Annotated in this window: 26 protein-coding genes; 12 read left to right on the top strand and 14 right to left on the bottom strand. The window is 59.7% G+C overall.

What is annotated here, in order from left to right; translation table 11 throughout:
* Positions 1 to 43: 43 nt before the first annotated feature.
* The 5 genes from LIX93_RS25695 (at position 44) to LIX93_RS25675 (ending at position 6,549) form a co-directional block, all read left to right on the top strand.
* Complete coding sequence (locus LIX93_RS25695) at positions 44 to 1,204, top strand: dsDNA nuclease domain-containing protein (RefSeq protein ID WP_065992341.1); 1,161 nt, start codon at positions 44 to 46, stop codon at positions 1,202 to 1,204.
* Entirely contained in the window at positions 1,201 to 1,686 is a 486-nt protein-coding gene (locus LIX93_RS25690; protein WP_065992339.1) for a hypothetical protein, read from the top strand. Before LIX93_RS25695 ends, LIX93_RS25690 begins: the two co-directional genes overlap by 4 nt.
* Positions 1,676 to 3,448 carry a hypothetical protein gene (locus tag LIX93_RS25685; RefSeq protein WP_226506881.1) on the top strand — a complete coding sequence of 591 codons (1,773 nt, stop codon included), beginning with the start codon at positions 1,676 to 1,678 and terminating at the stop codon, positions 3,446 to 3,448. Before LIX93_RS25690 ends, LIX93_RS25685 begins: the two co-directional genes overlap by 11 nt.
* Before the next feature lie 765 nt (positions 3,449 to 4,213).
* The gene (locus tag LIX93_RS25680) at positions 4,214 to 5,572 is read left to right on the top strand and encodes a Fic family protein (RefSeq protein ID WP_226506880.1); all 1,359 of its coding nucleotides are present in this window, start codon (positions 4,214 to 4,216) and stop codon (positions 5,570 to 5,572) included.
* An 86-nt stretch (positions 5,573 to 5,658) separates the two neighbouring features.
* A complete protein-coding gene (locus LIX93_RS25675) occupies positions 5,659 to 6,549 on the top strand; it encodes an alpha/beta hydrolase (protein WP_226506879.1) in 891 nt (296 codons plus the stop codon).
* An 85-nt stretch (positions 6,550 to 6,634) separates the two neighbouring features.
* On the opposite strand, the gene LIX93_RS25670 is transcribed toward LIX93_RS25675, so the two are convergent.
* The 9 genes from LIX93_RS25670 to LIX93_RS25630 form a co-directional block, all read right to left on the bottom strand.
* Positions 6,635 to 7,486, bottom strand: a complete 852-nt coding sequence (locus LIX93_RS25670; RefSeq protein ID WP_226506878.1) for an oxidoreductase — start codon at positions 7,484 to 7,486, stop codon at positions 6,635 to 6,637.
* 143 nt (positions 7,487 to 7,629) lie between these two features.
* Positions 7,630 to 9,303 carry an AMP-binding protein gene (locus tag LIX93_RS25665; RefSeq protein ID WP_226506877.1) on the bottom strand — a complete coding sequence of 558 codons (1,674 nt, stop codon included), beginning with the start codon at positions 9,301 to 9,303 and terminating at the stop codon, positions 7,630 to 7,632.
* Positions 9,304 to 9,346: 43 nt separating this feature from the next.
* The gene (locus LIX93_RS25660; RefSeq protein ID WP_226506876.1) at positions 9,347 to 10,243 is read right to left on the bottom strand and encodes a hydroxymethylglutaryl-CoA lyase; all 897 of its coding nucleotides are present in this window, start codon (positions 10,241 to 10,243) and stop codon (positions 9,347 to 9,349) included.
* Positions 10,230 to 12,134 (bottom strand): acetyl/propionyl/methylcrotonyl-CoA carboxylase subunit alpha, encoded by a 1,905-nt coding sequence (locus LIX93_RS25655; protein WP_226506875.1) that lies wholly within the window; start codon positions 12,132 to 12,134, stop codon positions 10,230 to 10,232. Before LIX93_RS25655 ends, LIX93_RS25660 begins: the two co-directional genes overlap by 14 nt.
* On the bottom strand, positions 12,131 to 12,931 hold the full coding sequence (locus LIX93_RS25650) for an enoyl-CoA hydratase-related protein (RefSeq protein WP_226506874.1): 801 nt from the start codon (positions 12,929 to 12,931) through the stop codon (positions 12,131 to 12,133). The genes LIX93_RS25655 and LIX93_RS25650 overlap by 4 nt, the downstream gene beginning before the upstream one ends.
* A 40-nt stretch (positions 12,932 to 12,971) precedes the next feature.
* On the bottom strand, positions 12,972 to 14,579 hold the full coding sequence (locus LIX93_RS25645; protein ID WP_226506873.1) for a carboxyl transferase domain-containing protein: 1,608 nt from the start codon (positions 14,577 to 14,579) through the stop codon (positions 12,972 to 12,974).
* 29 nt (positions 14,580 to 14,608) lie between these two features.
* A complete protein-coding gene (locus tag LIX93_RS25640) occupies positions 14,609 to 15,790 on the bottom strand; it encodes an isovaleryl-CoA dehydrogenase (RefSeq protein WP_226506872.1) in 1,182 nt (393 codons plus the stop codon).
* Between the two features lie 66 nt (positions 15,791 to 15,856).
* Entirely contained in the window at positions 15,857 to 16,228 is a 372-nt protein-coding gene (locus tag LIX93_RS25635) for a MerR family DNA-binding transcriptional regulator (protein WP_226506871.1), read from the bottom strand.
* Positions 16,229 to 16,254: 26 nt separating this feature from the next.
* Positions 16,255 to 17,244: a GlxA family transcriptional regulator gene (locus tag LIX93_RS25630; RefSeq protein ID WP_226506870.1), complete on the bottom strand. Its 990-nt coding sequence runs from the start codon at positions 17,242 to 17,244 to the stop codon at positions 16,255 to 16,257.
* Between the two features lie 114 nt (positions 17,245 to 17,358).
* Between LIX93_RS25630 and LIX93_RS25625 the strand changes: the two genes are divergently transcribed.
* Positions 17,359 to 18,000: an HD domain-containing protein gene (locus LIX93_RS25625; protein ID WP_226506869.1), complete on the top strand. Its 642-nt coding sequence runs from the start codon at positions 17,359 to 17,361 to the stop codon at positions 17,998 to 18,000.
* A gap of 2 nt (positions 18,001 to 18,002) precedes the next feature.
* On the opposite strand, the gene LIX93_RS25620 is transcribed toward LIX93_RS25625, so the two are convergent.
* Positions 18,003 to 19,214, bottom strand: a complete 1,212-nt coding sequence (locus LIX93_RS25620; RefSeq protein WP_226506868.1) for an MFS transporter — start codon at positions 19,212 to 19,214, stop codon at positions 18,003 to 18,005.
* 110 nt (positions 19,215 to 19,324) lie between these two features.
* Between LIX93_RS25620 and LIX93_RS25615 the strand changes: the two genes are divergently transcribed.
* From LIX93_RS25615 to LIX93_RS25595, 5 genes are all read left to right on the top strand, one after another.
* Positions 19,325 to 19,948 (top strand): TetR/AcrR family transcriptional regulator, encoded by a 624-nt coding sequence (locus LIX93_RS25615; RefSeq protein ID WP_226506867.1) that lies wholly within the window; start codon positions 19,325 to 19,327, stop codon positions 19,946 to 19,948.
* 304 nt (positions 19,949 to 20,252) lie between these two features.
* A complete protein-coding gene (locus tag LIX93_RS25610) occupies positions 20,253 to 21,221 on the top strand; it encodes an ABC transporter substrate-binding protein (protein WP_226506866.1) in 969 nt (322 codons plus the stop codon).
* A 109-nt stretch (positions 21,222 to 21,330) separates the two neighbouring features.
* Complete coding sequence (locus LIX93_RS25605; protein WP_226506865.1) at positions 21,331 to 21,546, top strand: hypothetical protein; 216 nt, start codon at positions 21,331 to 21,333, stop codon at positions 21,544 to 21,546.
* A complete protein-coding gene (locus LIX93_RS25600; protein ID WP_226506864.1) occupies positions 21,543 to 21,830 on the top strand; it encodes a hypothetical protein in 288 nt (95 codons plus the stop codon). Before LIX93_RS25605 ends, LIX93_RS25600 begins: the two co-directional genes overlap by 4 nt.
* A gap of 30 nt (positions 21,831 to 21,860) precedes the next feature.
* The gene (locus LIX93_RS25595) at positions 21,861 to 22,196 is read left to right on the top strand and encodes a hypothetical protein (RefSeq protein ID WP_226506863.1); all 336 of its coding nucleotides are present in this window, start codon (positions 21,861 to 21,863) and stop codon (positions 22,194 to 22,196) included.
* Positions 22,197 to 22,203: 7 nt separating this feature from the next.
* On the opposite strand, the gene LIX93_RS25590 is transcribed toward LIX93_RS25595, so the two are convergent.
* The 3 genes from LIX93_RS25590 to LIX93_RS25580 form a co-directional block, all read right to left on the bottom strand.
* Positions 22,204 to 22,473 carry a hypothetical protein gene (locus LIX93_RS25590; RefSeq protein WP_226506862.1) on the bottom strand — a complete coding sequence of 90 codons (270 nt, stop codon included), beginning with the start codon at positions 22,471 to 22,473 and terminating at the stop codon, positions 22,204 to 22,206.
* A 120-nt stretch (positions 22,474 to 22,593) separates the two neighbouring features.
* The gene (locus tag LIX93_RS25585; RefSeq protein WP_226506861.1) at positions 22,594 to 23,544 is read right to left on the bottom strand and encodes a GlxA family transcriptional regulator; all 951 of its coding nucleotides are present in this window, start codon (positions 23,542 to 23,544) and stop codon (positions 22,594 to 22,596) included.
* A complete protein-coding gene (locus tag LIX93_RS25580) occupies positions 23,541 to 24,449 on the bottom strand; it encodes a LysR family transcriptional regulator (protein ID WP_226506860.1) in 909 nt (302 codons plus the stop codon). The genes LIX93_RS25585 and LIX93_RS25580 overlap by 4 nt, the downstream gene beginning before the upstream one ends.
* Before the next feature lie 174 nt (positions 24,450 to 24,623).
* Between LIX93_RS25580 and LIX93_RS25575 the strand changes: the two genes are divergently transcribed.
* Entirely contained in the window at positions 24,624 to 26,060 is a 1,437-nt protein-coding gene (locus LIX93_RS25575) for a mechanosensitive ion channel family protein (protein ID WP_226506859.1), read from the top strand.
* 168 nt (positions 26,061 to 26,228) lie between these two features.
* Here LIX93_RS25575 and ycaC read toward each other — a convergent pair whose 3' ends face one another.
* Positions 26,229 to 26,858: an isochorismate family cysteine hydrolase YcaC gene (ycaC, locus tag LIX93_RS25570; protein ID WP_226506858.1), complete on the bottom strand. Its 630-nt coding sequence runs from the start codon at positions 26,856 to 26,858 to the stop codon at positions 26,229 to 26,231.
* Positions 26,859 to 26,996: the final 138 nt, after the last annotated feature.

Here is a 26,996-nt window from a genome sequence, read left to right as displayed (position 1 = left end):
TATCGGATGGCACCGCCCCCAACGATATTCATCGGTGTTTTAAATGAAATTACATGAAGTAGCCACCCGAGAGCAATCAGGTAGAGACACGATTAATCGTTTTCGCGCTCAGTTCAGGGCTGCTACAATTGAAAGCCTGGCCTTACTAGAGAACAAAGACATTGAGAGAATTTACTGCGACTACCATGAAGACTATGTCGTAAAATACGTCACAGACTCAAAGGCACAGTACCGATTCGTCCAAGTCAAAACAAAATCCCAACTTAATTATCGCTACACCATACTCGAAGTATTTGGCTTAAAAAAACGACCAAAGAAAAACCCGGAGCATGCATTGCCCGACAGCTTTGCAGGAAAACTTCTGCTGCATATCGAAAACTTTGGGGATAGCTGTCACTCTATCGAGATCAAGACAAATATAAACTTCGATGATGAAGTAGAAGCCATCATCGCCGAAATCGAACAAAAAGGCACCATCGGAGACCACACATCTGCTCTCATCGCAGAGACTAAGAAGCTAATATTAAGTTTAGACGGCAAGGATCAGCAAGACGTTATTGAGTTTTTATCACATTTGAAGATAGAGCCTAGACACAGCATCCTTGACGAAGATGACGAGCTCTTTGTGTCACTAGCTTCTAGTAAGATATTCCGATACAGCGAAATAAACCTCACGCCTGACGAAGTAAAAAAGATCATCATTCAACTTTTGTCCTGCATTGAAGAAAAATCATCTGGCGTACTCAACTTCAACATTCAAGAAAAGGATTTGGACAGCTTTGCGAGCATTTGCATAGATGACGTGCTTAATACGCTTTCTATCACAAAGTCTACCTACGAGATGCTGCGAGCTGGTGGGGATGAGAAAGCACTAAAATCCGCATCTATTCTTCAAAAAATGCTTTTGAGGTCAGGGTTTTCAGCAAACACCGTCGACACATTTGCTGGATACAAATGCCAATGGGAAAGCTGGCATCGTATACATCGCCACGAGCTTCCTGACTTTCTCATGACAGTAGCCACTGAAATGATAATTGAATCTGCTCGAAAACTGGCATGGGGCACAATAAAAATGCCAGACCTTACACTTGAAGTAAGAACCCTCAATGCCGCACTCAAAGTACAGCTTTGCCGTGAGGACATCACTCTCGAACTAACCCTTGGGGCAGTGTTATCCGAGTTGGTTAGAGGAGAGGTCTCATGAGCATATTAGAAGCTATTAATATCGCCAGCGAAGAGGCAGATGGATTCATTACACACAGTGCGCCACGTTCTCGGAAAGACGCTTTACAAAATGAAAGCTTGTTTCACATGCCTTTGATTGCGCTGACGATCATGCTACTCGGCAAAGGCAGTTCGAAGCCTAGGGCCGATGAGATAGGCATGTTTGTTGGCATGTGTTTCGAGCAGAGCCTGTCGACTTTCAAGGGTTCTAGTCAAGAGTTGGGGTGGTCAGCAAACCTAAGAATCCGGACGGTGCGCGCGCTCACCTTTCTGGAGACCGCCGAGTTTGTAAAGGTTAACAAAAACACCTACAGAGTTGAGACCACCACCTCTGGACGTAAAATCCTAGACAAGCTTACAGAAGAGAACACGAAACTATGTTTATTTCTGCTGACCGCTCAGCGGGCCTATCGGAACATTTGTAAGGAAAACGCAGAAGAGGCGAAGCTTCATGAGATTTGAAACTCTTGAAATTATACCTAATGGCCCATCAGGTTGGGGTTCGGGTGAGCTAAGGTTTGGCGAAGTTATCACTCAACTTTATGCAATCAACGAAAGCGGTAAAACTCCGCTTATAATGTCGATCCTCTTTTGCTTAGGCCTCGACATAAAGTTTAGGGCGGACATTACCCAAAACTGCCGACTCGCTAGACTAACCATTAATATAGGCACAAGGCTGTTTTCATTTGAGCGCGTCATCGCCGAAAAATTCGATGTCACCATCAGAGAAAATGAGAAAACGGTTGACCGCTTTTACAATGATGAAGATCTTTCTAGTTTTATTTTTAAAGAGCTAGGTATAAAAACAGACCGCTTGATTACATCTAGCGGAACTCCCACACCCCCCTATTTCACTGGACTGATACCCCTATTCTATTTAGACCAAGACAAGGGGTACTCTGACTTTTATTCGCCACGACAAAATTTTATCAAAGACCAATATACAGAAATGGTACGTTTGATCAACAAACTGCCAGCTTTGAATATTTACGACAAAAAACGAAAATCAATTGACGTCCGCAAAGAAATTGACCACCTGCACACCAGCGTTGTCGCGAGTCGTAAACTGCTTGAGAGACTCCAGCAAGACCTACCACTTCCCAAAAGAAACATAGAAAGTGTTGAGAAGCTTATAACCGCCGCCAAAGAGCGCATGCAGAGTCTAAAACACTCCAAAAATATAAAAAGTGAGGCCATCTCCAGCTTAGATGAAATTTTTCTCGAACGTCAAAATCAACTCAGACAGCTTCTACAGCAGCAAAATCTTTTGGAATCCAAGATTTCTGGATTCAACACCATTAAGCAAGAAATTGAAAGTGAGATCGAGACACTCAGTTTAAACGAAGATGCAAGACGGACATTTGTCCTCTTCTCCGAGTTATGCAGCACCCCAAACTGCGGCATGTTCATGGCCAGTGCTGAGTCCTATGGCAAAAGCCTTCTCTATCTCAAAGACCAGATTAAAGATTTAGAAATATCTACGGCAGCGAATATGCAGCTAGCTGAAGCCGTCCATACCGCCAGGACTACTGTGGAAAAGCAGATTGAAGACTTGACTCACCAGAGAACGCTTGCTGAGCGAGAATCGGGGGTAGAGGCCTTCATCGAAGCAATCAGTCGTACCACGACTGATCTTTTCGAACTGCAACAGGAAAAAGAAAAGTACAAAAAAGTCGATGACCAGAATGCCCAGCATGCAAAACTCATCGAACGTCGTGATCGAGCCCTTACCCTCTATGAATCCTTGCAACGAACGCAAGAGCAGTCATCTGAGATTGTACGACTGCGGCTGCGCCTTTCCGAAGGCATGACGAAATGGCTCGGCATTCTGCATGCGAGAACCATACCTCAGTTGGTGACCGTTGATTCCTATCTGAAGCCAACCATGGGAGAGGAAAAGCTGGACATCTTCAAGGGCAGTTCAAAAACCAGGACTGTCCTGGCCTACCATGCTGCGCTGTTTGAAATTTGCCTCATCGACCCACTGTCACCGTTCAGAGTACTCATTCTAGACACGCCTAAACAGCAGGATATTCCAAATGAGCACCTTGACTCGTACGTCCAGGAATTGCGGACTGTCGCAGCGAGACACAATGGCCAGGTGATATTTTCGACCTCCAGTTATCGATATACGCCCAATGAGGAAACAGATGAAGAATGGTTGCCGGGCTTCGTCACTTCTGGTGAACCGATGTATTTGGGGTCACCAGAAGCACTAGAATAGGTGCCTCCGGAGTCAGTCTGATCGATCCTAAGAAATCGAATCCCGCGCACCAATCGGTGCGCGATCAAGCTCGGTTAATGGAACACTCGACCAGCTCTCACCCTCTCCGCAAAGCCATCCCCACATCCCGCGCCGTCGGTGACCTATCGCCCCCTTTTTTGGGCCGCAGTCGCCACCATCGAAACAGAATGGTAGGTAGGTGGCGCCTGAAGAGGCGGTGCATTCAGGGTGCAGGCGAATTGGCCTTTATCCGAGTCCCTTACTCACATGTGAGCCGACACCGGAGCCAGGCTGTAGCGATAGTCAATTTGAAGGAGGCCCTGGAAATAGCCTACCTCATATACACATATACACGCTAATGTTCCATTCCAAGATGTAGGTATGGCTACACACATACACAGTTTCCTAAAGTCTTGTCCTATAAGAGTTCGATTCCCTCTACCCGCTCCACCTCTCCTTCGTAGTTCCAAGCCTCTCGGCCAACTGTTCCATTTGCTTTAGCCATTTACGGCTCAGAGCCACATCTTCACGCCCCGACTTCCTCCGGACCTGCCTCGGAGGGGTAAATGGCTGGAGACTGCCGCCTGAGGACTTCTCGGCGTCGAGTGCTGATCCAGGGCGTTGTCTGTGCGCCTCATCCTGAATGGCGCGCAACTGAAGCCGATCCGCGTATGAACCATTGATATCTCATAAATTTGAGTTTTTGAGATATCAGCTCATCCGGTGTACCCTCAAAACTCAAAACCAGCCAATTTTGAGTTACCCATGATCACGCGGCCGCCCCCCGTCGACCCCAACCCGATCGAAAAAATCGTCAAGGATCACCCCAGCCTGGCAGTCGACTACCTGCAGCTCTTCACTCCCACGGACCGCAAAGGCCGCTACCAGCACTACGACACCCTGCGCTTCAGAATCCCCAGACACCTCGATCACGGTCTTGCCTGGTCAGTGGTCAAGAGCGCGCGGCGCCTGCAACTCACCGACCTCGTCAAACTCGGCGTCCCAATGACGATGTGCAGGCTGCTGAACACAACCACGATCCAAAAGGCCGCTTCTGCGAGCGATCGCTATGCCTCCACCGCCGCACTGGAGTGGATGAGCCAGCAGATAGACGAGCAGGAACACATCAGCTACCTGCTCAACGACCTTATCGAAGACGAGGCCATCAGCAGCAGTCAACTGGAAGGCGCGGCCACCACCACAAAAGTCGCCAAGGACCTGCTCAAACGCCAACGTGCGCCTCGGACGCTCGACGAAAAAATGATCGTCGGCAATTTCAAGATGATGCAGGCCGCATGGCGGTTCAAGGACCGGCCGTTATCCGCCGGCCTGATTGCAGAGCTGCACTGCATCGGCGTGGAGAATATCGACGACAGTCATTACCAACCCGGCGTGTTTCGCTCAGCCAGCGACGATATCGTGGTGGAAGATGGCGATGGCAATGTCGTACACACGCCGCCTCCGGGCATAGGCCTGGAGAAGCGCCTGCAGACCCTGGCAGATTGGTTGAACACCGATCATACGGACGCTGAAAGCGAGGCCTACCTCCACCCGCTGATCAAAGCCATTACCCTGCATTTCGCGATCGGCTATGAGCATCCGTTCCATGACGGTAACGGCCGTGTCGCTCGGTCACTGTTTTACTGGTATCTGTTCAAACACGATTTTGCCGCCTTCCGTTACATCGCGATCAGCACGCTGTTGAAGTCGGCGCCTGTTCAATACGGTAAAAGTTACCTGTACACCGAAACCGACGAGATGGACCTGACGTATTTCATTGATTACCAATGCACGGTAATCAACCGCGCCATCGGTACATTCAAAGCGACCTACGAAAAAACCCTGCTGGGCATGCAGGCGTTCAAGGCCTTTCTGTATCAATCAGGGCTGTACACCGAACTGAACGACAAACAAAAGACGGTCCTGCAAGTGGCACAAAGGAATAAAGGCGAGGAATTCACCGCGACAACCGTAAAGGACAACCTAGGCTGCTCCTATAACACTGCCTCAGCGGTTTTGCACGGCCTGGTAGAGCACCAACTGTTCAACAAGCGCAAGGATGGCCGGGAATGGGTCTACTTCATGATCCCGGCGCAAAAACTCATCAAGGGCTGGAGCATATAGTTCTACAGCCGCTGTTATTTTGAGTCTACGCTCACCCCACGCAGTCCAACCCTGCAATGCCTGCCACGGCCAAACTGGAGACGCTCATGAAGACCATCACGGCTGGCGTGCTGGAAATCGCCTATCTGGAACTGGGCCCGCCCGAGGGGCAACCGGTGGTGCTGCTGCACGGATTCCCCTACGACATTCACAGCTATGACGAAGTAGCCCCGCCACTGGCCGCCGCAGGTAAGCGTTGCCTGATCCCTTACTTGCGCGGTTATGGCCAGACTCGTTTCCTGGATGCACAGACGATGAGATCCGGCCAACAAGCGGCGGTGGCGGCGGATTTATTAGCTTTTCTGGACGCGTTGAATATCGAACGCGCAGTGCTTGCGGGCTATGACTGGGGTGGCAGAGCGGCGTGTATCGTTGCGGCACTGTGGCCCGAACGGGTCAGTGGTTTGCTGAGTTGTGATGGTTACAGCATCCAGAATATTGCCGAGGCTTATAAGCCAGCCGCACCTGCGGCGGAACTGTTGTATTGGTATCAGTACTATCTGCATGGTGATCGCGGCTATCGTGGTCTGACGTTGAATCGCAACGCGTTCTGCCATTTGTTATGGAAGATGTGGTCGCCCACTTGGACATTTACCGAACAGTCCTTCGATACGACGGCGTTGTCCTTTGCCAATGAGGACTTCGTCGATGTGGTGACCCACTCCTATCGTCATCGATTCGGATTGGTGGCGGGCGATCCACGGTACGACCCCATCGAACTGCGACTGGCCCCGCAACCGCCAATCGCGGTGCCTGCCGTGGTGATCCACGGCGCAGACGACACCGTTGCCCCGCCTCCGGTCGATGATCCCGACAAAGGCCGCTTCACTGGCCCGTATCGGCGCCAGATCATACCGGGGGTGGGGCACAACGTGCCTCAGGAGGCGCCGCAGGCCTTCGCCTCCGCCATTCTGAGCCTGCCTGGCATGCACCTGTAGCGAGAGGCGTCCTGTCAGTCACATCATCTGCGGCTGGCAGGCCAATCGGGGGCAAGCCCCCTGGCTACGGGAGATGGGCCCCGTATCAACTCGGGAAGTCAGCCCCAGCGCTGATGCCCTTGACCCCTTCAAGCTGCTCCAACCGGCTACGCCGATCCTTGAGCACCATATCGATTCCCCACGCCCCCAGCGGCAGGTGCCGAGGCGGGTTGTCCTGCTGGGTCAGCGCGATCATCGCCTCCCCCGCACGCACCGGATCACCGGCCTGGCTACCGCTGTTGGACTTGGTGGTTTCAAGACGCTTGCCGGCGGTGTCTTTATAGTCATCGATCTGGGTAGCCGTCTGGCGCAGCGAACGGCCGGCCCAGTCGGTACGAAATGGCCCCGGCTCGACGCACGTTACCTTGATGCCCAACGGCTCGACTTCGGCCAGCAGCGCATCGGAGAAGCCTTCGACGGCATGCTTCGATGCCGCGTAATACCCAGACCCAGGGAAGCCGATCAGGCCCGCCACCGAGGTGATGTTGATGATGTGCCCGCTGCGCTGCGCGCGCATGATCGGCAGCACCGCGCGGGTGATGGCGAACAGGCCGAAGACGTTGGCATCGAACTGGTCGCGGATTTCAGATTCAATGCCCTCTTCGATGGTGCTCTGGTAGCCGTAACCGGCGTTGTTGACCAGCACGTCGATGCGGCCAAAGTGTTCGTTGGCGGCGGCCACGGCCTGTTCGACCTGAGCACTGATGGCGACGTCCAGGTCCAGCGCGAGCACGCGGTCCTCGGCGCCTTTCGCCAGATCGGCGACCCGCGATTTATCCCGAGCAGTCGCAACCAGCCGCCAGCCGCGATCAACAATCAATTGCGCAAGGGCGCGGCCAAAGCCGGTGGAGCAGCCGGTGATAAACCAGACTGGCGTTTCGTTGAAATGGCTTGCCATGGTGCAGAGCTCCTTCAGTGAGAGACATGCCCCCACGCTTCTATTCACAAGCGCTGCCGGTCATGTTCAGAGGTGTACGAGAGATACTCAGTTAGTCCCACGTGAAAGCGTAACGGTTCAACTGCACCGACTGTCGTGCCGTCTCAAGCCCCCGGCAACTCCTCGATACTGACCTCCCTCATCCGGAACTTCTGTACCTTGCCCGTCACCGTCATGGGAAACGCCTCGACGAACTTGAAGTGCCGGGGAATCTTGTAGTGAGCAATGCGGTCCTTGGCCCACAGCCGTAACTCGTCATCGGTAACACTGTGGCTCGGATGAATGCGCGCCCAGGCCACCAGTTGTTCGCCATATTTGCTGTCCGGGATACCAACAATATGAATATCTGCGATAGCCGGATGGGCGAGGTAGAACTCTTCGACTTCCCGCGGATAGATATTCTCGCCACCGCGAATGACCATGTCCTTGATGCGCCCCACGATACTGACGAAACCCTGTTCATCCATCGTCGCCAAGTCACCCGTGTGTATCCAGCGGCTGCGGTCTATGCACTCGGCCGTCTCGGCGTCGTTGTTCCAGTAGCCGAGCATCACGCTGTAGCCACGGGTGCACAACTCACCGACCTGCCCGCGCGCAACGATGCGGCCGTCGCTGTCGACTATCTTGTTTTCAAGGTGCGGTTGCGTCCGGCCCACGGTAGTCACGCGATGTTCCACCGAATCTTGCGGGCCCGTCTGCAGCGACACCGGGCTGGTCTCGGTCATGCCGTAGGCTATCTGCACTTCTGCCATGTGCATCTCGTTCATCACCCGCTTCATCACTTCGATAGGACAAGTCGTTCCGGCCATGATGCCGGTTCTCAAACTGGACAGATCGTAGTGGCACCGCTCGGGATGATCCAGTTGCGCGATGAACATGGTCGGCACGCCGAACAGTACGGTGGCCCGTTCGCTGGCGACCCGTTGCAGTACCTTGAGTGGCTCGAACGCCGCGCACGGATAGATCATCGCGCTGCCATGGGTCAGGCAACCGAGGTTGCCCATCACCATGCCGAAACAATGATAAAGCGGCACCGGGATCACCACGCTGTCGAACTCGGTGAGGCCGAGACTCTCGCCAACCATGTAGCCATTATTGAGAATGTTGTAATGGCTGAGCGTCGCACCCTTCGGGAAGCCGGTAGTGCCGGAGGTGTACTGGATATTGATCGGGTCATCGAACTGCAACTGCGCTTGGCGCCGAGCCAGATGCTCGACCGTCACATCAGCGGCCATGGCTTGAAGCGCCTGCCAACTAAGCAAGCCTTCGGGGGGCTGCTCGGCCAGGCTGACAATGCCTTTCAAGGCGGGCAGTTTTTCACTCGACAGGCGGCCAGGGGTGAACATGGCCAGTTCGGGAATGACCTGGGCGATCATGCTGTGGTAGTTGGAGGTCTTGAAACTTTCGGCGCAAATCAACCAATTGCAGCCGGATTGCGCGAGCACGAATTCGAACTCGCTGGTGCGGTAGGCCGGATTGATATTGACCAGGATCGCGCCGATTTTCGCCGAAGCGAACTGGGTCAGGCACCACTCGAAGCAGTTCGGCGCCCAGATGCCGATGCGTTCACCGGCGCGCACGCCGAGCGCGATCAATGCACGTGCATGACTTTCGACCTGGACCTTCAACGCCGCCCATGACCAACGGATGTTCTGGTCCGGGACTAGCAGCGCCAGGCGCTGGGGGAATCGCGACACGGTGGCATCGAATGCGTCGCCGATGGTCTGGGCGAGCAGCGGCGGCAATGTGGAGCCTTGCGAGTAACTCGGAGGATTCATGGCGTTGCCTTTCTTGTCATTGTTGTACAACCCACGGCTGCTATCAGCCGCCCCTGGCCCGCGTCACCCGAGACCCGGACGGTTTGCCCAGCGCATCGGTCAACCGCCGACTGACCGCGATCAGCCGCTCCAGATCAATCCCCGTCTCGATCCCCAAACCCTGCAGCAGATACAGCACATCTTCGGTCGCCACATTGCCCGTCGCCCCCTTGGCATAAGGGCAGCCACCCAGCCCGCCGATGGCGCTGTCGAACACGCCGATGCCTTCCTGCAGGCAGGCATAGATGTTCGCCAGCGCCTGGCCATAGGTGTCATGGAAATGCCCGGCGAGGGACGTACGGGGGATATCGCGGCTGAGCACCTCGATCAGGCCCCGCGCCTGGGCGGCGGTACCGACGCCAATGGTGTCGCCCAAGGAAATCTCATAACAGCCCATTTCCCACAGAGCCTGCGACACATACCGCACCTGGGACGGCGCGACCTCACCTTCGTAGGGGCAGCCCAGCACGCAGGACACGTAGCCACGCACCTTTATACCCTCGGCCTTGGCACGAGCCATCAACGGCTCGAAGCGCTTCAAGCTTTCAGCGATGGAGCAATTGATGTTCTTTTGCGAGAACGATTCCGAGGCGGCGGCAAACACGGCCACCTGCGAAGCACCCGCCGCAATCGCTGCCTCTAGCCCCTGCACGTTGGGGGTCAGAGCCGCGTAGACCACCTGCGGCCGCCGCTGGATACCGGCGAACACCGCCGCGCTGTCGGCCATCTGCGGCACCCATTTGGGCGAGACGAAACTGCCGACCTCGATAAAGCCCACGCCGGCATCGCTGAGGCCATCGACCAGCGCGATCTTGTCGGCGGTGTTGATGGACGCCTGCTCATTCTGCAGCCCATCGCGCGGGCCGACTTCGACGATCCGTACCCGATCAGGCGGCGTCATGGGGGGCCTCCTGCAGTTCGGCGAGGACCGCACCTTCGCCAACCAGCTCGCCTTCGGCGCAGAAAATCGCGCTGACAGTGCCGGCTGTGGACGCGCGCAGCGTGTGCTCCATTTTCATCGCCTCGACCACAATCAAGGCATCACCGGCCTGCACCTGCTGGCCGGGCGACACCAGAATGCGCACGATGCTGCCGTTCATAGGCGCGGTCAGGCCCCCCTCGATGGCGGCGGCTCCGATGCTTTCAGCCAGTGGATCGACCGCGCGAATCTCTAATTGCTGGCCATGCCAGACCACGAACAACACCTCGCCGCGGCGCCAGTAACGAACGCGGGGGGCATTAGCGAATGCTATCCGGCACAAGCGCGATGTCGCTTCACAGCGCAAATGCACCAGCGCCTCGCTCGGCCCGCCCAGCCGCCAGCCAGTGCGTTGGCGCCAAGGCGAGAACCGATCCTCAGCGGATACCCATAGCGGCTCACCTGCCAACCAAGCGCGCCCGGCCTCCGTCCAAAACTCATCCGTCAACTCAGGCCGCGCGGGCAGCAGCACCTCGGCATGGCGCTCGATAAAACCGGTATCCAACTCGGCTGCGGCAAATTGCGGGGTGGCAAGAATACGCTGCAAAAATCCCAGATTGGTTTTCACGCCGCCCACCGCCGTCTCGCCGAGCATGGCGAGCAAGCGCCGACGCGCATCTTCGCGGGTCTCGCCCCAGGCGATGACCTTGGCGATCATCGGATCGTAGAACGGCGAAATCGCGTCGCCCTCGACCACTCCGCTGTCGACCCGCCTCCCGATGCCCGGCGCTGCTTCCTGATACAGATCAAGCCGCCCGCTGGCCGGCAGAAAGCCGCCCTCCGGGTCCTCGGCATACAAACGCACTTCGATGGCGTGCCCCTGCAGGGGCACCTCGACCTGGGTCAGCGGCAGCGTTTCACCACGGGCAACGCGCAGCTGCCAGGCCACCAGATCGAGTCCGGTGATGGCTTCGGTCACCGGATGCTCGACCTGCAAACGGGTGTTCATTTCCATGAAGAAGAACGCGCCGCGCGCATCCAGCAAGAACTCCACGGTACCGGCCCCGACATAGCCGATTGCCTGAGCGGCACGCACCGCCGCTTCGCCCATCTGGCGACGTAACTCGGGGGACAGCCCAGGCGCGGGCGCCTCTTCGACTACTTTTTGGTGACGCCGCTGAATGGAACAATCTCGCTCGTGCAGGTACAGGCAATGGCCATGCTGATCGGCGAAGACCTGGATCTCGACATGCCGTGGCGCCAGCAGGTATTTCTCCACCAGCATCTGCTCATCGCCGAACGACGACAGCGCCTCGCGCTTGGCGGAGTCGAGGGCTTCGGCAAGGTCCGCCGGCTGCTCGGCGACTTTCATGCCTTTGCCACCGCCCCCCGCTGCGGCTTTGAGCAACACCGGATAGCCGATACGCTCGGCGGCCGCTTTGAAGGTCTCGAGATCCTGCGCCTCGCCGTGATAGCCGGGCACCAAAGGCACCCCAGCGTCTTCCATCAGGCGCTTGGCGGCGGACTTGCTGCCCATGGCGTCGATAGCCGATGCAGGCGGGCCGAGAAAAATCAGCCCCTCCTGCTCCAGGCGCCGGGCGAAGCCGGCATTCTCCGAAAGAAAGCCATAACCAGGGTGCACCGCATCGGCGCCCGAGTCCTTGGCGGCAGCGATAATCTTGTCGATCACCAGGTAGCTGTCCACCGGCTTGGTACCGCCCAAGGCGATCGCCACATCGGCTTCACGCACATGCCGGGCGCCGACATCGGCATCGCTGTACACCGCTACAGTCTTGATCCCCAGTGCCTTGGCGGTGCGAATGACCCGGCAGGCGATTTCGCCACGGTTGGCAATCAACAAGGTGGCAATCATGGCGTTTCTCCATTCCACGCCGGGGCGCGTTTTTCCAGAAAGGCGCGCATGCCCTCCTGGCCTTCTGCACTGGTGCGCAGGCTGGCGATGGTCGTGGCGGTACGCGTTTTCAACTCCGCCGTCAGCTCACCGTCGCCGACATCGAGCAGCAGCGACTTGCACGCGCTCATGGCCGCCGGGCTGTTCTTCAACAGATTTCGCGTCCAGCCACGCACCGCCATGTCGAGTTCGGCAGCCGGGTAGACCTCGGCCAGCAACCCCAACTCGCGTGCCCGGTGGGCATCAAAACGATCGGCGCTCAGGGCATAACGCCTTGCCGCCCGCTGACCGATGGCTTGCACCACGTAGGGGCTGATCACCGCCGGGGCCAAGCCGAGGCGCACCTCGGACAGACTGAACAAGGCGTCGTCACTGCCGATGGCCATGTCGCAACAGCAGACCAGCCCCATGGCGCCGGCAAACGCGGCACCTTGTACGACGGCCAGGGTCGGCAGCGGGAATTGATGCAGGTGATCCATCAGGTTGCCGAGCTTTTGCGCTTCGAGCAGATTGTCGTTGTAGCTCAGGGCCGAGCTGGCCTGCATCCAGGCCAGGTCCGCGCCGGCGCTGAAGTGCTTGCCACGACCACGCAGCAGCAGGAATCGACTGGCCTCGTGGGCGGCCACCTGATCGAGCGCTGCCTGCAACTCGCTGATCATCTGCGCATTGAACGCGTTGTTTTTATCGGGTCGGTTCAGCCACAGCGTGGTGACGCCGGTGTCGGCAAAGACCAACTCGAGGGTCGAGAAATCGGGCATGGCCGAGTGCTCCGTGAGGTGCCAGGAAGTGCGCGTTGGATTACATGCGAAACACGCCAAAGCGCGTATCGGCGATCGGTGCATTCAAGGCCGCTGACAGCGCCAGGGCCAAGGTCGCCCGGGTCTGTGCCGGGTCGATGACGCCGTCGTCCCACAGCCGCGCCGACGAGTAAAAGGCATGGGCCTGCTGCTCGTACTGCTCGACCATGGGCTGACGCAGGCGCTGGGCATCTTCGTCGCTGAACTGCTCGCCAGCGCGCCGGGCCTGTTCGTGCTTGACCTGCACCAACACCCCTGCCGCCTGCTGCGCGCCCATCACACCGATCTTCGCGTTGGGCCACATCCACAAGAAGCGCGGATCGTAGGCGCGGCCGCACATGCCATAGTTGCCCGCGCCGAAGCTGCCGCCGATGATCACCGTGAACTTCGGCACCTGGGCGCAGGCCACAGCGGCCACCAGCTTGGCGCCGTGTTTGGCGATGCCACCGGCTTCGTATTTTTGCCCGACCATGAAGCCCGTGATGTTCTGCAGGAACACCAGCGGGATCTTGCGCTGGCAGGCCAGCTCGATGAAGTGCGCACCTTTTTGCGCGGCCTCGGCGAAGAGCACGCCGTTGTTGGCCAGGATCGCCACCGGATAGCCATTGATATGGGCAAAGCCGCACACCAGGGTGACGCCGAACAGCGCCTTGAATTCATCGAAGCTGGAGTCGTCGACGGTGCGCGCGATGACTTCGCGAACCTCCAGTGGCTGCTTGGGGTCGGCAGGCACCAGGCCATACATTTCCTCGGCCGGGTAACGGGGCTCGATGGGGGTAATGCAGGCCAGCTCGCCGGCCTTTTTCCAGTTGAGATTGGCCACGCAGCGACGGGCGATGGCCAGGGCATGCTCGTCGTTTTCGGCGTAATGATCCGCTACCCCGGAAAGGCGACAGTGCACATCGGCGCCGCCCAGATCCTCGGCGCTGACCACTTCGCCGGTCGCCGCTTTCACCAGCGGTGGGCCGGCAAGAAAGATGGTCGCCTGGTTGCGCACCATGATGGTCTCGTCGCTCATCGCCGGCACATACGCGCCGCCTGCGGTGCACGAGCCCAACACCACAGCGATCTGCGGGATGCCCATGGCGCTCATGTTGGCCTGGTTGAAGAAGATCCTGCCGAAGTGTTCGCGGTCGGGGAATACTTCATCCTGGCGCGGCAGGTTGGCGCCGCCCGAGTCCACCAGATATACGCACGGCAGGCGATTCTGCTGGGCGATCGCCTGGGCGCGCAGATGCTTTTTGACCGTCAGCGGGTAGTAGGTGCCGCCTTTGACCGTGGCGTCGTTGGCGATGATCATGCATTCCACGCCGGACACGCTGCCGATGCCGGCAATCATGCCCGCCGCGGCGACCTTCTCGTCATACACCTCATGGGCGGCCAGCAGGCCGATCTCGAGGAACGGCGAGCCGGGATCCAGCAGCAGATCGACGCGATCCCGAGGCAGCAATTTGCCGCGACTGAGGTGGCGTTCCTGGGCGGTCTTGCCGCCGCCCTGGCAGACCTCGGCGATCAATTTTTTCAGCGTCTGAAGGTGTTCAGCCATGGCAGCAGCATTGGTTTGATACGGCGCCGAGCGAACGTTGACCTGGGTTTGCAGAATGGCCATGGTGCAGTTCCTGGAGTGGGATGACGTGCTCAGCGGGTTTCGTTGAACAGCTCGCGACCGATCAGCATCCGCCGGATCTCACTGGTGCCCGCACCGATTTCATAGAGCTTGGCATCGCGCCAGATACGCCCCACCGAAAACTCGTTGATATAACCGTTGCCGCCGAGAATCTGGATGGCCTCCCCGGCCAGCCAGGTGGCCTTTTCGGCGGTGTAGAGAATCACCCCGGCGCAGTCCTTGCGGACCTGGCGTACGTGACCCGCGCTCATGGCATCCAGATGCTTGCCCACGGCGTACAGATAGGCGCGACAGGCTTGCAGGGTGGTGTACATGTCCGCGACCTTGCCCTGGATCAGCTGGAATTCGCCGATGCTCTGGCCGAATTGCTTGCGGTCGTGAAGGTACGGGACCACCACGTCCATCGCCGCCTGCATCAGGCCCAGCGGGCCCCCGGACAACACCGCACGTTCGTAGTCGAGCCCGCTCATCAACACATTGACGCCTTGGCCGACCTGACCGAGGACGTTCTGCACCGGGACCTCGACATCCTGGAACACCAGTTCGCCGGTGTGGGAGCCGCGCATGCCGAGCTTGTCGAGCTTCTGCGCGACCGAAAAACCGGGTGTGTCCGTGTCCAGGATGAACGCCGTGATGCCCTTGGCGCCGGCAGCGGGATCCGTCTTGGCGTAAACCACCAGCACGTCGCAGTCCGGGCCGTTGGTGATCCACATCTTGGTGCCGTTGAGAAGGTAGCGATCACCTTTGAGCTCCGCGCGCAGGCGCATCGACACCACGTCGGAACCGGCGTCGGGCTCGCTCATGGCCAGGGCGCCGATGTGCTCGCCGCAGATCAGCCCGGGCAGAAACTGCAGCTTTTGCGCATGAGTGCCGTTGCGGTTGATCTGGTTCACGCACAGGTTTGAATGGGCGCCGTATGACAGCCCGATACCGCCGGCACCGCGGGAGATCTCCTCCATGGCGACCATGTGCGCCAGGTAACCCATGCCCGAGCCGCCGTACTCTTCGGGCACGGTGAGACCCAGCAGGCCCATGTCGCCGAACTTGCGCCACAGGTCGCTGGGGAAGGTGTCGGTGCGGTCGGCAGCCTGCGCCCGCGGGGTGATTTCATCCGCAACGAAGGCCGCCACGGAATCGCGCAGCATGTTGATCTCTTCGCCGAGGAAGAAATCCAGTCCGGGTACCAGTGTCATATCCACTCCTTGCTTATTGTTATTGGGCGCACGGTGACTGATATGTTTCGAGGGCAAGCCCCCTCGCTACAGCGAGGCTAGCGCCGTTCGGCAGCGTTCCTCCGCGGTATCCAGCTCGAGCTGCATCTGCTCGATATCGAGCATCTGCTGTTGCAACTGTTCCCGTCGTTCGGTGATCTTTTCCAGGAACCGGTCCAGCTGCTTCTTGTTGCCGGACGGGTCGTACATGCCGATGAGTTCTTTGCATTCGGCCAGGGAGAAGCCGATGCGTTTGCCACGCAGGATGAGCTTCAGGGCGACCATGTCGCGCGCCGAGAAGATCCGCTCCTGACCGCGCCGCTCGGGGGCGACCATGCCTTGTTCTTCGTAGAACCTGATGGTGCGCGGGGTGACGTCCAATAGCCGGGACAGATCACTGATGCTGAAGGTGGTGCTCAAGGTAGAATTTCCCGATCAGGTTTACGTTAACGTAAACGTACACCGTCGTCGCTGTCAACTACGCCGCCATAGCCCCTTCGGTATTGCGCCGGGGTGATCCCCACATGCTTCACAAACGCCCGGCGCAAGGTGTCGGCGTTGGCGAAACCGCATTTGGCGGCCACCTGCTTGGGTGCATCGACGCCTGCCTCAAGCAATGCACGCGCCGCCGCGATGCGGCTCTGCTCGACCCAGGCCGCAGGCGTCATGCCGACTTCGGCGTGGAACAACCGCGCAAAATGCCTGGGGCTTAGCCCGGCATGGTCGGCCAGCGTCTCGATCGACAACACCAAGTGCGGGTTGGCGGCGACCCAGCGTTGTACTTCCTGCAACACCGATCGCCCGGCCGGCCGCGCTTCGCCTTGGCGGCTGAACTGCAGCTGGCCGCCGGGGCGCTTGAAGAACATCACCAGTTGCGCGGCCACCCGCTTGGCCACTTCACGGCCCAGGTCTTCCTCGACCAACGCCAGCGCCAGATCCAGCCCGGCGGTCACGCCGGCCGCTGTGCGCAGTTTGCCGTCGCGGACATAGAGCGCGTCCTCCTCGATGATCACTTGGGGATATTGGCGCTGCAGCTCGCTCACGCACGCCCAGTGAGTGGTCACCCGCCGCCCCTGCAGCAGCCCACTGGCGGCGAGGGCAAAGGCACCGGTACACACCGAGCCGAAACGTCGTACCTGCTGGCTGGTGGCGTGGATCCACCCCAGTAGCGGCGGGCTCAAACGCAGGCTCGCGGCGTGGGGGGCGCCGGCCACCAGCAGCGTGTCGATCGATGGGCCCGCCTCGCCCGCCACCCGATCCGGCAGCAGCCGCGCCCCCGAGGAACTGCGGATCGGCCCCGCTTCGCAGGCGATGATCTCCAAGCGGTAGGCCGCGCGCCCCACCTCGATGTTGGCTTGGGCGAACACATCCAGGGGGCCGGAGATGTCGAGCAGTTGCACGCCGGGCAAGGCGAGCATGGCGATGGTTCTGGGCATGGTGGAGGGCGTCGTGTTTGCACTGGAAATGGCAGTATATGACGTATCACGCCGATTGAGGCCAGATCATTGGCCACCGACAATGGACCCACATTCAGCGTGCGGAGCAAGACCATGAGCCTGAACATCGACGGCATCAAGATCCCTGACAGCCAACTGGCACGGGAAATCACCGAGCAGGTCCGCGACACCGCGTCGCCGTTGCTCTTCCATCACTCCAGCCGAGTGTTCTATTTCGCCGCGCTGGCAGGCCAGCAACGGGGCCTGCGCTTCGACCCCGAGCTGCTGTATTGCGGCTGCATGTTCCATGACATGGGCCTGACGCATCAACACAGTAGCGCCTGCGAACGCTTCGAAGTCGACGGCGCCGACTGCGCGCGGGACTTTCTTCAAGCGCGCGGCATCGCTCAGCAGGACATCGACACGGTATGGACCGCCATCGCCCTGCACACCACGCCCGGCATTCCCCAACATATGCATCCGGTGGTGGCGCTGGTGACGGCGGGGGTAGAAATGGACGTGCTGGGGCTGACCTATACGCAGTACAGCGATGCCCAGCGTGAAGCCATCGTGCGGGCCCACCCACGCGGCGAGCAGTTCAAGGAAGACATCATTCAAGCCTTCTATGACGGCATCAAGCACAAGCCCGGCAGCACCTTCGGCAACGTCAAGGCCGACGTGATCGTCGACAAGGACCCGGCGTTCCAGCCGGGTAATTTCTGCAGCGTGATCCGCGGTTCGGCGTGGGTGAGTTGAGCCTAGACCGTCGCGGCCTGCGCTTCGGTTCGCGCCTGTCGATGGCCGCCGGGGAAGCCATGTTCACGGGCAGCTGCGGCTATCCCCAGGCTGACCAGTATCAGCACCAGCGCCGCCCAGGCGAAGGCACCCACGCCGAGCTGGTCCAGCAGTATGCCGCCAAGCACACCGCCACCGGCGATGGCACCGTTCCACACCACCACATTCAGCGACAACGCTACGTCTGCACCGTCACCGGCGCTGTCGGCCAAGGCGGTCTGCAGCAAGGTCGCGGCGCCCCCGAAGCTGATCCCCCAGACGAATACGCCGACATAGGCCACTGCGGCCGAGTGCGCGAACAGACCGAACAGCAGCGTGGTGAATGCGAACGCGACCAGGCTGAGCAATACCGCGCTACGCAGATGGCGATCCACCAGCCGACCGGTCATTGCGATGCCCAGCAAGGCCGCCAACCCGAACACCAGCAGTACCGCGTCGACCCGATCACCCAGGCCCGCCGGCGTGACGAAGGGCGACACATAGGTGTAAAGCAGGTTGTGGGCGAGCATCCAGGTCACCACCACCGCCAGCACCGGGCGCACTCCCGGCGTTAGCAATACCGGCCGCAAGCGAATGCGTTCGCTTGCCGCCTGCCCTGGGTAATCCGGCACCCGGAGCAGCACCCAGATGATCAGGATCAAGGTCAGCCCGGACATCGAAGCGAACGCTGCTCGCCAGCCCAGCAGATTGCCCAGCCAGGTACCCAACGGCACGCCGAGCGACAAGGCGATGGGGGTACCGACCATGGCCACCGCCAGCGCCCGACCTTGCAATGCAGGTTCGACCATGCGTCGGGCATACCCGGCCACCAGGCTCCAGGCCAGGCCCGCCGACACCCCGGCGAAAAACCGTGCGATCAGCATCACGGTGTAACTGGGCGACCAGGCGGTGATGGAGTTGAACAACAGAAACCCGAAGATGGCCAGCAGCAGAACGTTGCGGCGACGCCAGCCTTGGGTAGCAATCGTCAGCGGAATGACCGCCAGCATCGAGCCCAGGGCATATACCGTGACGCTCTGCCCTGCCAACGACGGCGACACCTGCAAGCCCTCGCCCATTGCCGGCAACAACCCGGCCGGCAGCGTTTCGGTCACGATGCAGGTGAAACCGGTCATCGCCAGCGCCAACAAAGCCCCCATCGGCAGCTTGCCGGTGTCGTGTTCGTGTCGTGTCATGCCCCACTCCAATTTATATATCGATCGGTACAAATGTAAGCCGACGCACTGGCGATGGTCAATGACTTTTGTATCGATTAGTATTTAAGTCCTGCAGAGGAGAAACGCACATGGCCACGATGGGACGTCCACGCACCTTTGACCGCGATACGGCTATCACTCAGGCCATGCACTTGTTTTGGGAGCATGGCTACGACTCGACCTCGCTCAGCCAACTCAAGACCCACCTCGGGGGCGGCATCTCGGCGCCCAGCTTCTATGCGGCGTTCGGCTCCAAAGAGGAGCTGTTCAAAGAGGTCATGACGCGCTACCTGGCCACCCACGGACGCGTGACCGAGAGCCTGTTCGATACCCAGTTGCCGCCGCGCCAGGCCATCGAATTAGCGTTGCGCCGCTCCGCGCGCATGCAGTGCGAAGCAGACCACCCTAAAGGCTGCCTGGTGGCCTTGGGCACCATGAGCAGCTGCTCAGCCGAAAGCGCCCAGGTCAGCGCCCCGCTGGCCGCTGCTCGCGCCGATAACCGTGCGGGCATCGCGGCCTGTATCGAACGCGCCATCGCCTCCGGCGAACTGCCCGCCGACACCGAGCCAGGCGTATTGGCAGCGGTGTTCGAAGTTTTTTTGCTCGGGTTGACCCCATTGGCCAGGGACGGGATCGCGCCTTCAGTACTGGATGCGGCAGTAACGCGGGTGATGGCGGTGTGGCCGGCCATACCGCCTGCGCAGGCGCATTGAAATCGATATCAGGCCTGTCCCAGATGAGTGTCAGACGTTTGCGAGACATCCGACCGGGCGGATTAGATAACAAAAAATCATATTAACTTATGAGAAAAATGAATTTCAAACCATAACGAAATCGCTGTAGATTATAAAAATATCGAATTACCGCAATTCAGCTTCTAAGCAAATCCCCCGGCGCGCCCTACCGCACCTGCGATGCACGCCCTTTTGCGTCCCACACTGACTCAGTGTCTGCCACCGCACCAGCGGACCGGACTCGCCCTATTTCGCTCGCCAACGAGCCCACCGGAAGAGCCCCATGCGCAGACTGCTGACCACCGCCGCCACCTTGCTGGCCGCCACCCTGAGCTTCACCACCCAGGCCGAGACTTTGATCGTCGGCGATCAGAGCTACAACACCCGCACCGTAATGGAGGCCGCCGGGGTGCTCAAGGACCTGCCTTACACCCTGGACTGGAAACAGTTCACCGCCGGGTCGCCAGTGGCCGAGGCGTTGAACGCGGGCAGCCTCGATCTCGGCATGCTGGGTGACGCACCGCCGCTGTTTCTCGGTGCACTGGGGGCGCCGATCAAAGTGGTCGGCATCAGCCAGCAGAACCCCGACGGCATCGCCATCCTGGTGCCCAAGGATTCGCCGATCAAAACCCTCGCTGATTTGAAGGGCAAACGCGCTGCCATCTGGAAAGGTTCGTGGAGCCAGCAATTGTTGCTGACAGCGCTGGCCAAGGCCGGTATCCCGCGCGATTCGGTACAGCTCAACTACCTCAGCGCACTGGATGCCTCGCACGCGCTGGACGGTGGTTCGGTAGACGTGATCGCCACCTGGGAACCCTATGTCACCCAGCAGGAACGCCAAGGCGCCCGTGTCATCGCCACGGCCAAGGGACTGATCCCCGCGCAGACCTTTCTCGTCGCTACCGACAAGGCCATCGCCAGCAAGCGCAGCGCCATCGCCGACTTCCTCACCCGCCTGCGTGTGGCCCGCGAATGGGCCGCAGCCGATCCCGCGCACACCGAGGCCTACGCCACCGCCTGGGCCGACCTGACCCACGCCGACGTCAACATCGCCCAAAGCTGGTTCGCCCGCGCCGCCACCAACTTGCGCCCGATCGACGCCAAGGCCATCGACCAGGCGCAACAGACCGTGGATTTCTTCGGTGAAGTGGGCCTGGTCAAGCCGTACCCGGCGGCGCGCTTGTTCGATGATTCGTTCAGCGCCGCGATCGAGGCCGGAGCGAAGCCTTCGGCAACACAGGCGGCTCGCTAGTTGGTCCTAGCAATATCTGCTTACTGACAAAGGCTACCTTGCCCATGACTTTTCTGGCGCGGCCCATCTAAACTGGACGACTTTCCACCTGCCCAGGGAAGACAAGCCAATGGCAAGGTTCGACCTATACGTCAGCGATAACATCGATGCCGCGCTCGTGGATATTGCGCTGCGCTACCGCATCAGCAAAGAGGAAGCGATACGCCGGGCCTTCGCACTGCTTTCAGTCGCTGATGACGCACTTCGAGATGGCCGTTCGATGGGGATAGTGAAAGCCGACGCACAGACCGGATTGCAGGCAGTTTGCGAGGTGCGTGTCCTATGACGGAAAAAGTGGATATAAGGCCGTCAATGGGCGCCGACATGATCGACCTCATACATCATTCACCCGAACACGTCGTGCGTTTCCATGAAGGCCATAGACTGCGGTTTGCCAAACAGATTCTGCTGTTCCTGTTTGTACTTTGCATGATCGTCATCATTGGTTACGGCCTGGAGCCGGCGAATGAAGCCTGGGAAAACATGTTCGAGCTGGTAAAGATCGGCGCGCTTCCATTGGTTACGCTTGTCATAGGTTTCTATTTCCCCAGCTCCGTTTCCGGGAAGTAGCCCTGGATCCGACTTCAGAGGCAAACATCCATGACCTTGCGCAATATATCTCTCGCGACCATCACCCTGCTCGCCTGCACCACCACCCAAGCCGCCACCTCGCAAGCCTGGGCCGTCCACGACCAGACCCTGCTCGCCAAATGCCTGCAAGCCAGCCAACTCAAGAACCCCCACGCCGCCGGCAGCCCGGCGCTGTTCGATGACAGCATCGGCTACACCGCGCTGCTGCTCAAAGGCACCTACCCACAAAAGTTCATGAACAACCGCAGCGGCACGGAGCTGTGCCTGTTCCAGCGCGCCACGCAAAAAGCGGTAGTTACCGAGTGGGATGGGGCCATCGCGGCGCCCAAGGCGAAACATCCTTGAACGAAGGCTACCGGTGCGGCGGCTCACGCATCGCCACCGCACCCAGCAAGGTTTCCAGCTCCTGCCAGGGCTGATTTTCGCGCCGCGCCCGGCATCCGGGGCGATGGACGAAACTGGCCTCGGGCAGATTGGCAGACTGCGAAGCCTGACACTGAGCGCACACCAGTTGACCGCACAGCAGTGACCAGCGAAAAGTCCAACTGGCCAAACGGTCACGCGGGCTCATGCTGTCGCGCAGCGCTGCGGCGATCTCGTCGGTCACGCTGTTGCTGGTCATGGAGTGCCTCCCGGGAATATCTCAGATGGCGCTATCTTGGCAGCCTGGCGAGAAAACAAATCATTCGCGAGGGGCCGTGCACGGCCATTCGAATGCGCATTTCGGCCAAGCTCCCTGCAATCAGGTGAATTGCTGGCGATATTGCGTCGGCGTGCGCCCCAATCGCTCGCTGAATAACACCCGCATGTGCCTGACGCTGCCGAAACCGCTCTTGTAGGCCACGGTCTTGAGCGGCAGTTCGGTGCTCTCCAGCAAGCTGCGGGCCCGGTCGATCCGTGCACTCTGGACAAATTCCATGGGGGTCATGCCCACCTCCCGGGTGAACACCCGAGCAAAATGTCGACCGCTCATGGCCGCGAGGCCGGACAGACGCTCGATGGTCAGTTCCTGTTCAAGGTTTTCCAGAATGAAATGCTGTACCCGAGTGATCGGCGAAGCCTGAGTCGCCACCGCCGCTACCAACGGGCTGAACTGCGCCTGTCCCCCTTGGCGACGCATGATCACCAGCAGCACCTTGGCCACATCCAGCGCAACCTTGCGGCCATGGTCTTCGGCAACGATCGACAACGCCATATCGATACCCGCGGTCACGCCCCCCGACGTGATCAACTGGCGATCATGGATGTAGATCTGATCGGTGCCCACCTGGGCCTTGGGAAACGCCTTGAGCAGCCGCTCGGTGTAATGCCAGTGGGTGGTGACCCGATGCCCGTCAAGCAAGCCGGCATGGCCGAGAATGAACGCCCCGGTACAGATCGAACCATAGCGCCGGGCCTTGTGCGCTGTGCCCCGGAGCCACGCGGTGATGCCCTCGTGCTGCGTGGTATAGGCTCCCGGACCACCGGGCACCAGCAACAGGTCATAGGCGCCATCGGCCTGGGCAAGGGTCAGGTCGGGCTGGACCTTGATGCCGTTGGACGCGCGAGTCAGGCCTTCATCAGGGCCCACCGTGGTGATTTCATACCGTTGACCCGGATCGAGATAACGATTGGCGATGGAGAACACTTCCAGCGGCCCTGCCATGTCCAGCAGCAGAAAATCGGGATACAGCAGCATGGCCACCGTCTTCATCGCACGCTCTCCTGCAAGGCCACGTTGTGGGCCAGGCATTCACGCAAAAATTCCACCAGTACCTGCACCGCTCGCGAGCTTTGCCGATGCTGCGGATACACCGCCGACAACTGCAGTGCTTCGGGGGCGTAGGTTTCCAGCACTCTGACAAGACGGCCATCGGCCAGTGCGTCCCCGACGATGAACAACGGCAGGTAAGTAATCCCCAACCCGGCGACCGCCGCGTCCTTGAGCAGCTCGCCGTTGTTGGCACGAATACGCCCGCTGACCGCCTGCGCCAGCGGCTTGCCCCGGTTCTGAAACTGCCACTGCACCTGGCGGCTGTGGCCGTAGGGCAGGCATTGATGGTCGACGAGATCCTCCGGGGTCTGCGGCTCGCCGTGCTCGGCCAGATAGGCCGGGCTGCAGCAGTACACCCGCGGGATCGACGCGATGCGCCGGGCAATCAGCGAGGAATCCTCGAGCACGCCGATGCGCAGCACCACGTCGTAGCCCTCACCCAGCAGATCCACCGGGCGATCGCTGAGATCGACTTCTACCGACACTTGCGCATAGCGCTGCAGAAACTGCGGCAGGATGCAGCCCAGATGAGCGACGGCAAACGACAGCGGCGCACTCAGGCGGATCTTGCCGCGCGGCTCGGCGTTCTGGCCGGCGATGCCCTGCTCGACCTGCTCGACCTCCCCCAGCAGGCGCACGGCCGATTCATAGTAACTCTGGCCTGGCGGGGTGACGTCCAGGCGCCGGGTCGAGCGATTGAGCAGACGAGTGCCTAGGCGGCCCTCCAATTGCATCAGGCGCCGACTGACGTATTGCTTGGACAGCCCGAGCTTGTCGGCTGCCGCAGTGAAACTCCCGGATTCCATGACCTGTACGAACAGGCGCATGTCTTCAAACGCATTCATTGTCTCGCCTCGGTAGACAGTCAAGCTCGTTATAGCGGCTTTTTGGCTGTTTGGCTGCAGATTAATCTGGCGCAGCCTGTGGGTTCGCAGCGCTGGGAATGGCCCAACCTTTGGGCAATGGCGCAATACCCCGCGCCCTCCTACCATCAAGCCTGCCCTTTTGCGGATAACGCCATGACAACGCTTGTGTTCAATCATCTCCTGCTGTGGAGCGCGCTGGTGCTGGTGGTCGACCTGCTGGTCTGGCAACTGGCGCCCGTGCAACACCCTATCGCCAAGGTCGGCATGCGCCTGGGCCTGTTCCTGCTGTACAGCTGGATGATCATCGGCGGTGGCGTCAGCCCGTTGCTGGCGCCGCCCTGGCCAGACGACACACTGCTGCAGATGTGTGCCACGGCGCTGGCGATCTTCTGGTGGCTGTACCTGGCACGGGTGCTCACCGAACTGCTCGGCGTGCTGCTCACCCACCGCATCGGGCATAGCGGGCGCCTGTTGCAGGACGTGATCGGCGCGCTGGTATTTCTGATCGCCATCGTCGCCGCGGCCGGTTATGTCATGCAGCTGCCAGTCAAGGGCCTGCTGGCCACCTCCGGCGCCATGGCAATCATCGTCGGCCTGGCGTTGCAAAGCACCTTGAGCGATGTGTTTTCCGGCATCGTGCTGAACACCACCAAGCCCTATCAGGTCGACGACTCGATCAGCATCGACGGCGTCGAAGGCAAGGTCCTGGACATCAACTGGCGCGCTACCTACCTGCTGACCATCGACGGCAGCACCGCCGTGGTGCCTAACTCGGTCGCGGCCAAGGCCAAGCTCATCAACCTCAGCCGCCCCAGCAACCTGCACGGCGTGTCCATCAGCCTGCAGTTGCCCAATCACGTGCGCCCGCGACGCGTGCTCGACGCCTTGGAGCGCAGCCTGCGCGGCACCAGTCTGCTGCTGTCTGCGCCAGCGCCCAAAGCCTTGGTCAAAGCCTCTGGCGAGACCGTCACCGAGTATGTGGCCAGTGGTTTTATCGCCGACCTGGCCAAGCGTGGCGAGGTGCGCAATCAGTTGTTCGACCTGGCCCACCGGCATCTCGAAGCCGCCGGCATCAGCCGCCTGGCCGAGGGGACGGCCCCCGTGCAAGGCACGACGCGCACGCGGGAACTGCTCGACGAAGTGAAGATTTTCCAGGGCCTGAGTGCCGACGCCAAAGACCAACTGGCGGCGGCCATGGTCGCCAAGGAGTTCGCGGCGGGTCAGCGGATTCTCGATGTCGGCGAGGTAGCAGAGGTGCTGATGGTCATCGGTACCGGTGTGATCACCGCAGACGTGGCCGATGGCGACGGCTGGCTGGAGGTCGGGCGCATGGGCCCTGGCGAAATCATGGGCGAGCAGAGCATCCTTGGCGACACACCGTCCGAGGCGCGCTTCACCGCGCTGACGTCGAGCCTGGTGTACCGCATCGACAAGACGCTGACCCAACACTGTGTCGAGCAAAGCAGCGCAGTGGGCAAGGCCCTGAACAAATTGCAGGCGTTCAGGCAGCAGACCAGTCATGCGCTGTTGCTGCACAAGCCGGTGACCATCAGGAAAGGGGGATTCTTGAGTTGGTTGCAGAAGCGTTGAGGCGGTGGCAAAGCTGAAAATTCCTGAAACTGCGCGGTGGCCTGATGCTCCTGCGCCACGGCGACTGGCCTCTTCGTAAGCAAGCGTTGCTCCTACAATTCGTACACCTGTGGGAGCAAGGCTTGCCCGCGAACGCGATGCTAGCGTCAGCGTAGGCTGAGGACCCTGTTACTTGGCAGTATTGGCCGAGTAGCTGTTCATCAGGTTGCGATAGTTCGGCAGGCGGTTGGACAGCAGGTTGCCCAGGCCTTCGATGTCGTTGCGCCAGTCGCGTTGCAGCTCGCAGGCCACTGCGAACCAGTTCAGCAACTGCGCGCCGGCAGCGCTCATACGCGCCCAGGCCGCTTGTTGCACGGTTTCGTTGAACGTACCGGAAGCATCGGTCACCACGAATACGTCAAACCCTTCAGCCAATGCGGACAAGGTCGGGAACGCCACACACACGTCAGTCACGACACCGGCGATAATCAGCTGCTTTTTGCCGGTAGCTTTGACGGCAGCGACGAAATCATCGTTGTCCCAGGCGTTGATCTGACCAGGGCGCGGGATGTACGGAGCGTCCGGGAACATCTCCTTGAGCTCGGGGACCATCGGGCCGTTCGGGCCTTTTTCGAAGCTAGTGGTCAGGATGGTCGGCAGGCCGAAGAACTTTGCGCAATCGGCCAGAGCCAGCACGTTGTTCTTGAATTCGTTGGGCGAGAAATCCTGCACCAGCGAGATCAGGCCGGCCTGGTGGTCGACCAGCAAGACCACGGCGTCGTCTTTGTTCAAGCGGTTGTAACGGGGAGCGTTGCTCATTTTGCAATCCTCAGGGGTTACGGGTTAGTTGCAGAGTGGGGGCTTGCCCCCGAAAAGTCTTACAGCCAGTTGCCAGGCTGGGGGTCGCCCGTCGGAGGCAAGCCCCCTCGCTACAGATCAGCGAACAAGGCGACCAGG

It is taken from the genome of Pseudomonas sp. MWU16-30317 (assembly GCF_020515695.1).
Classification (GTDB): domain Bacteria; phylum Pseudomonadota; class Gammaproteobacteria; order Pseudomonadales; family Pseudomonadaceae; genus Aquipseudomonas.
This window is presented reverse-complemented; position numbering and strand designations above follow the sequence as displayed.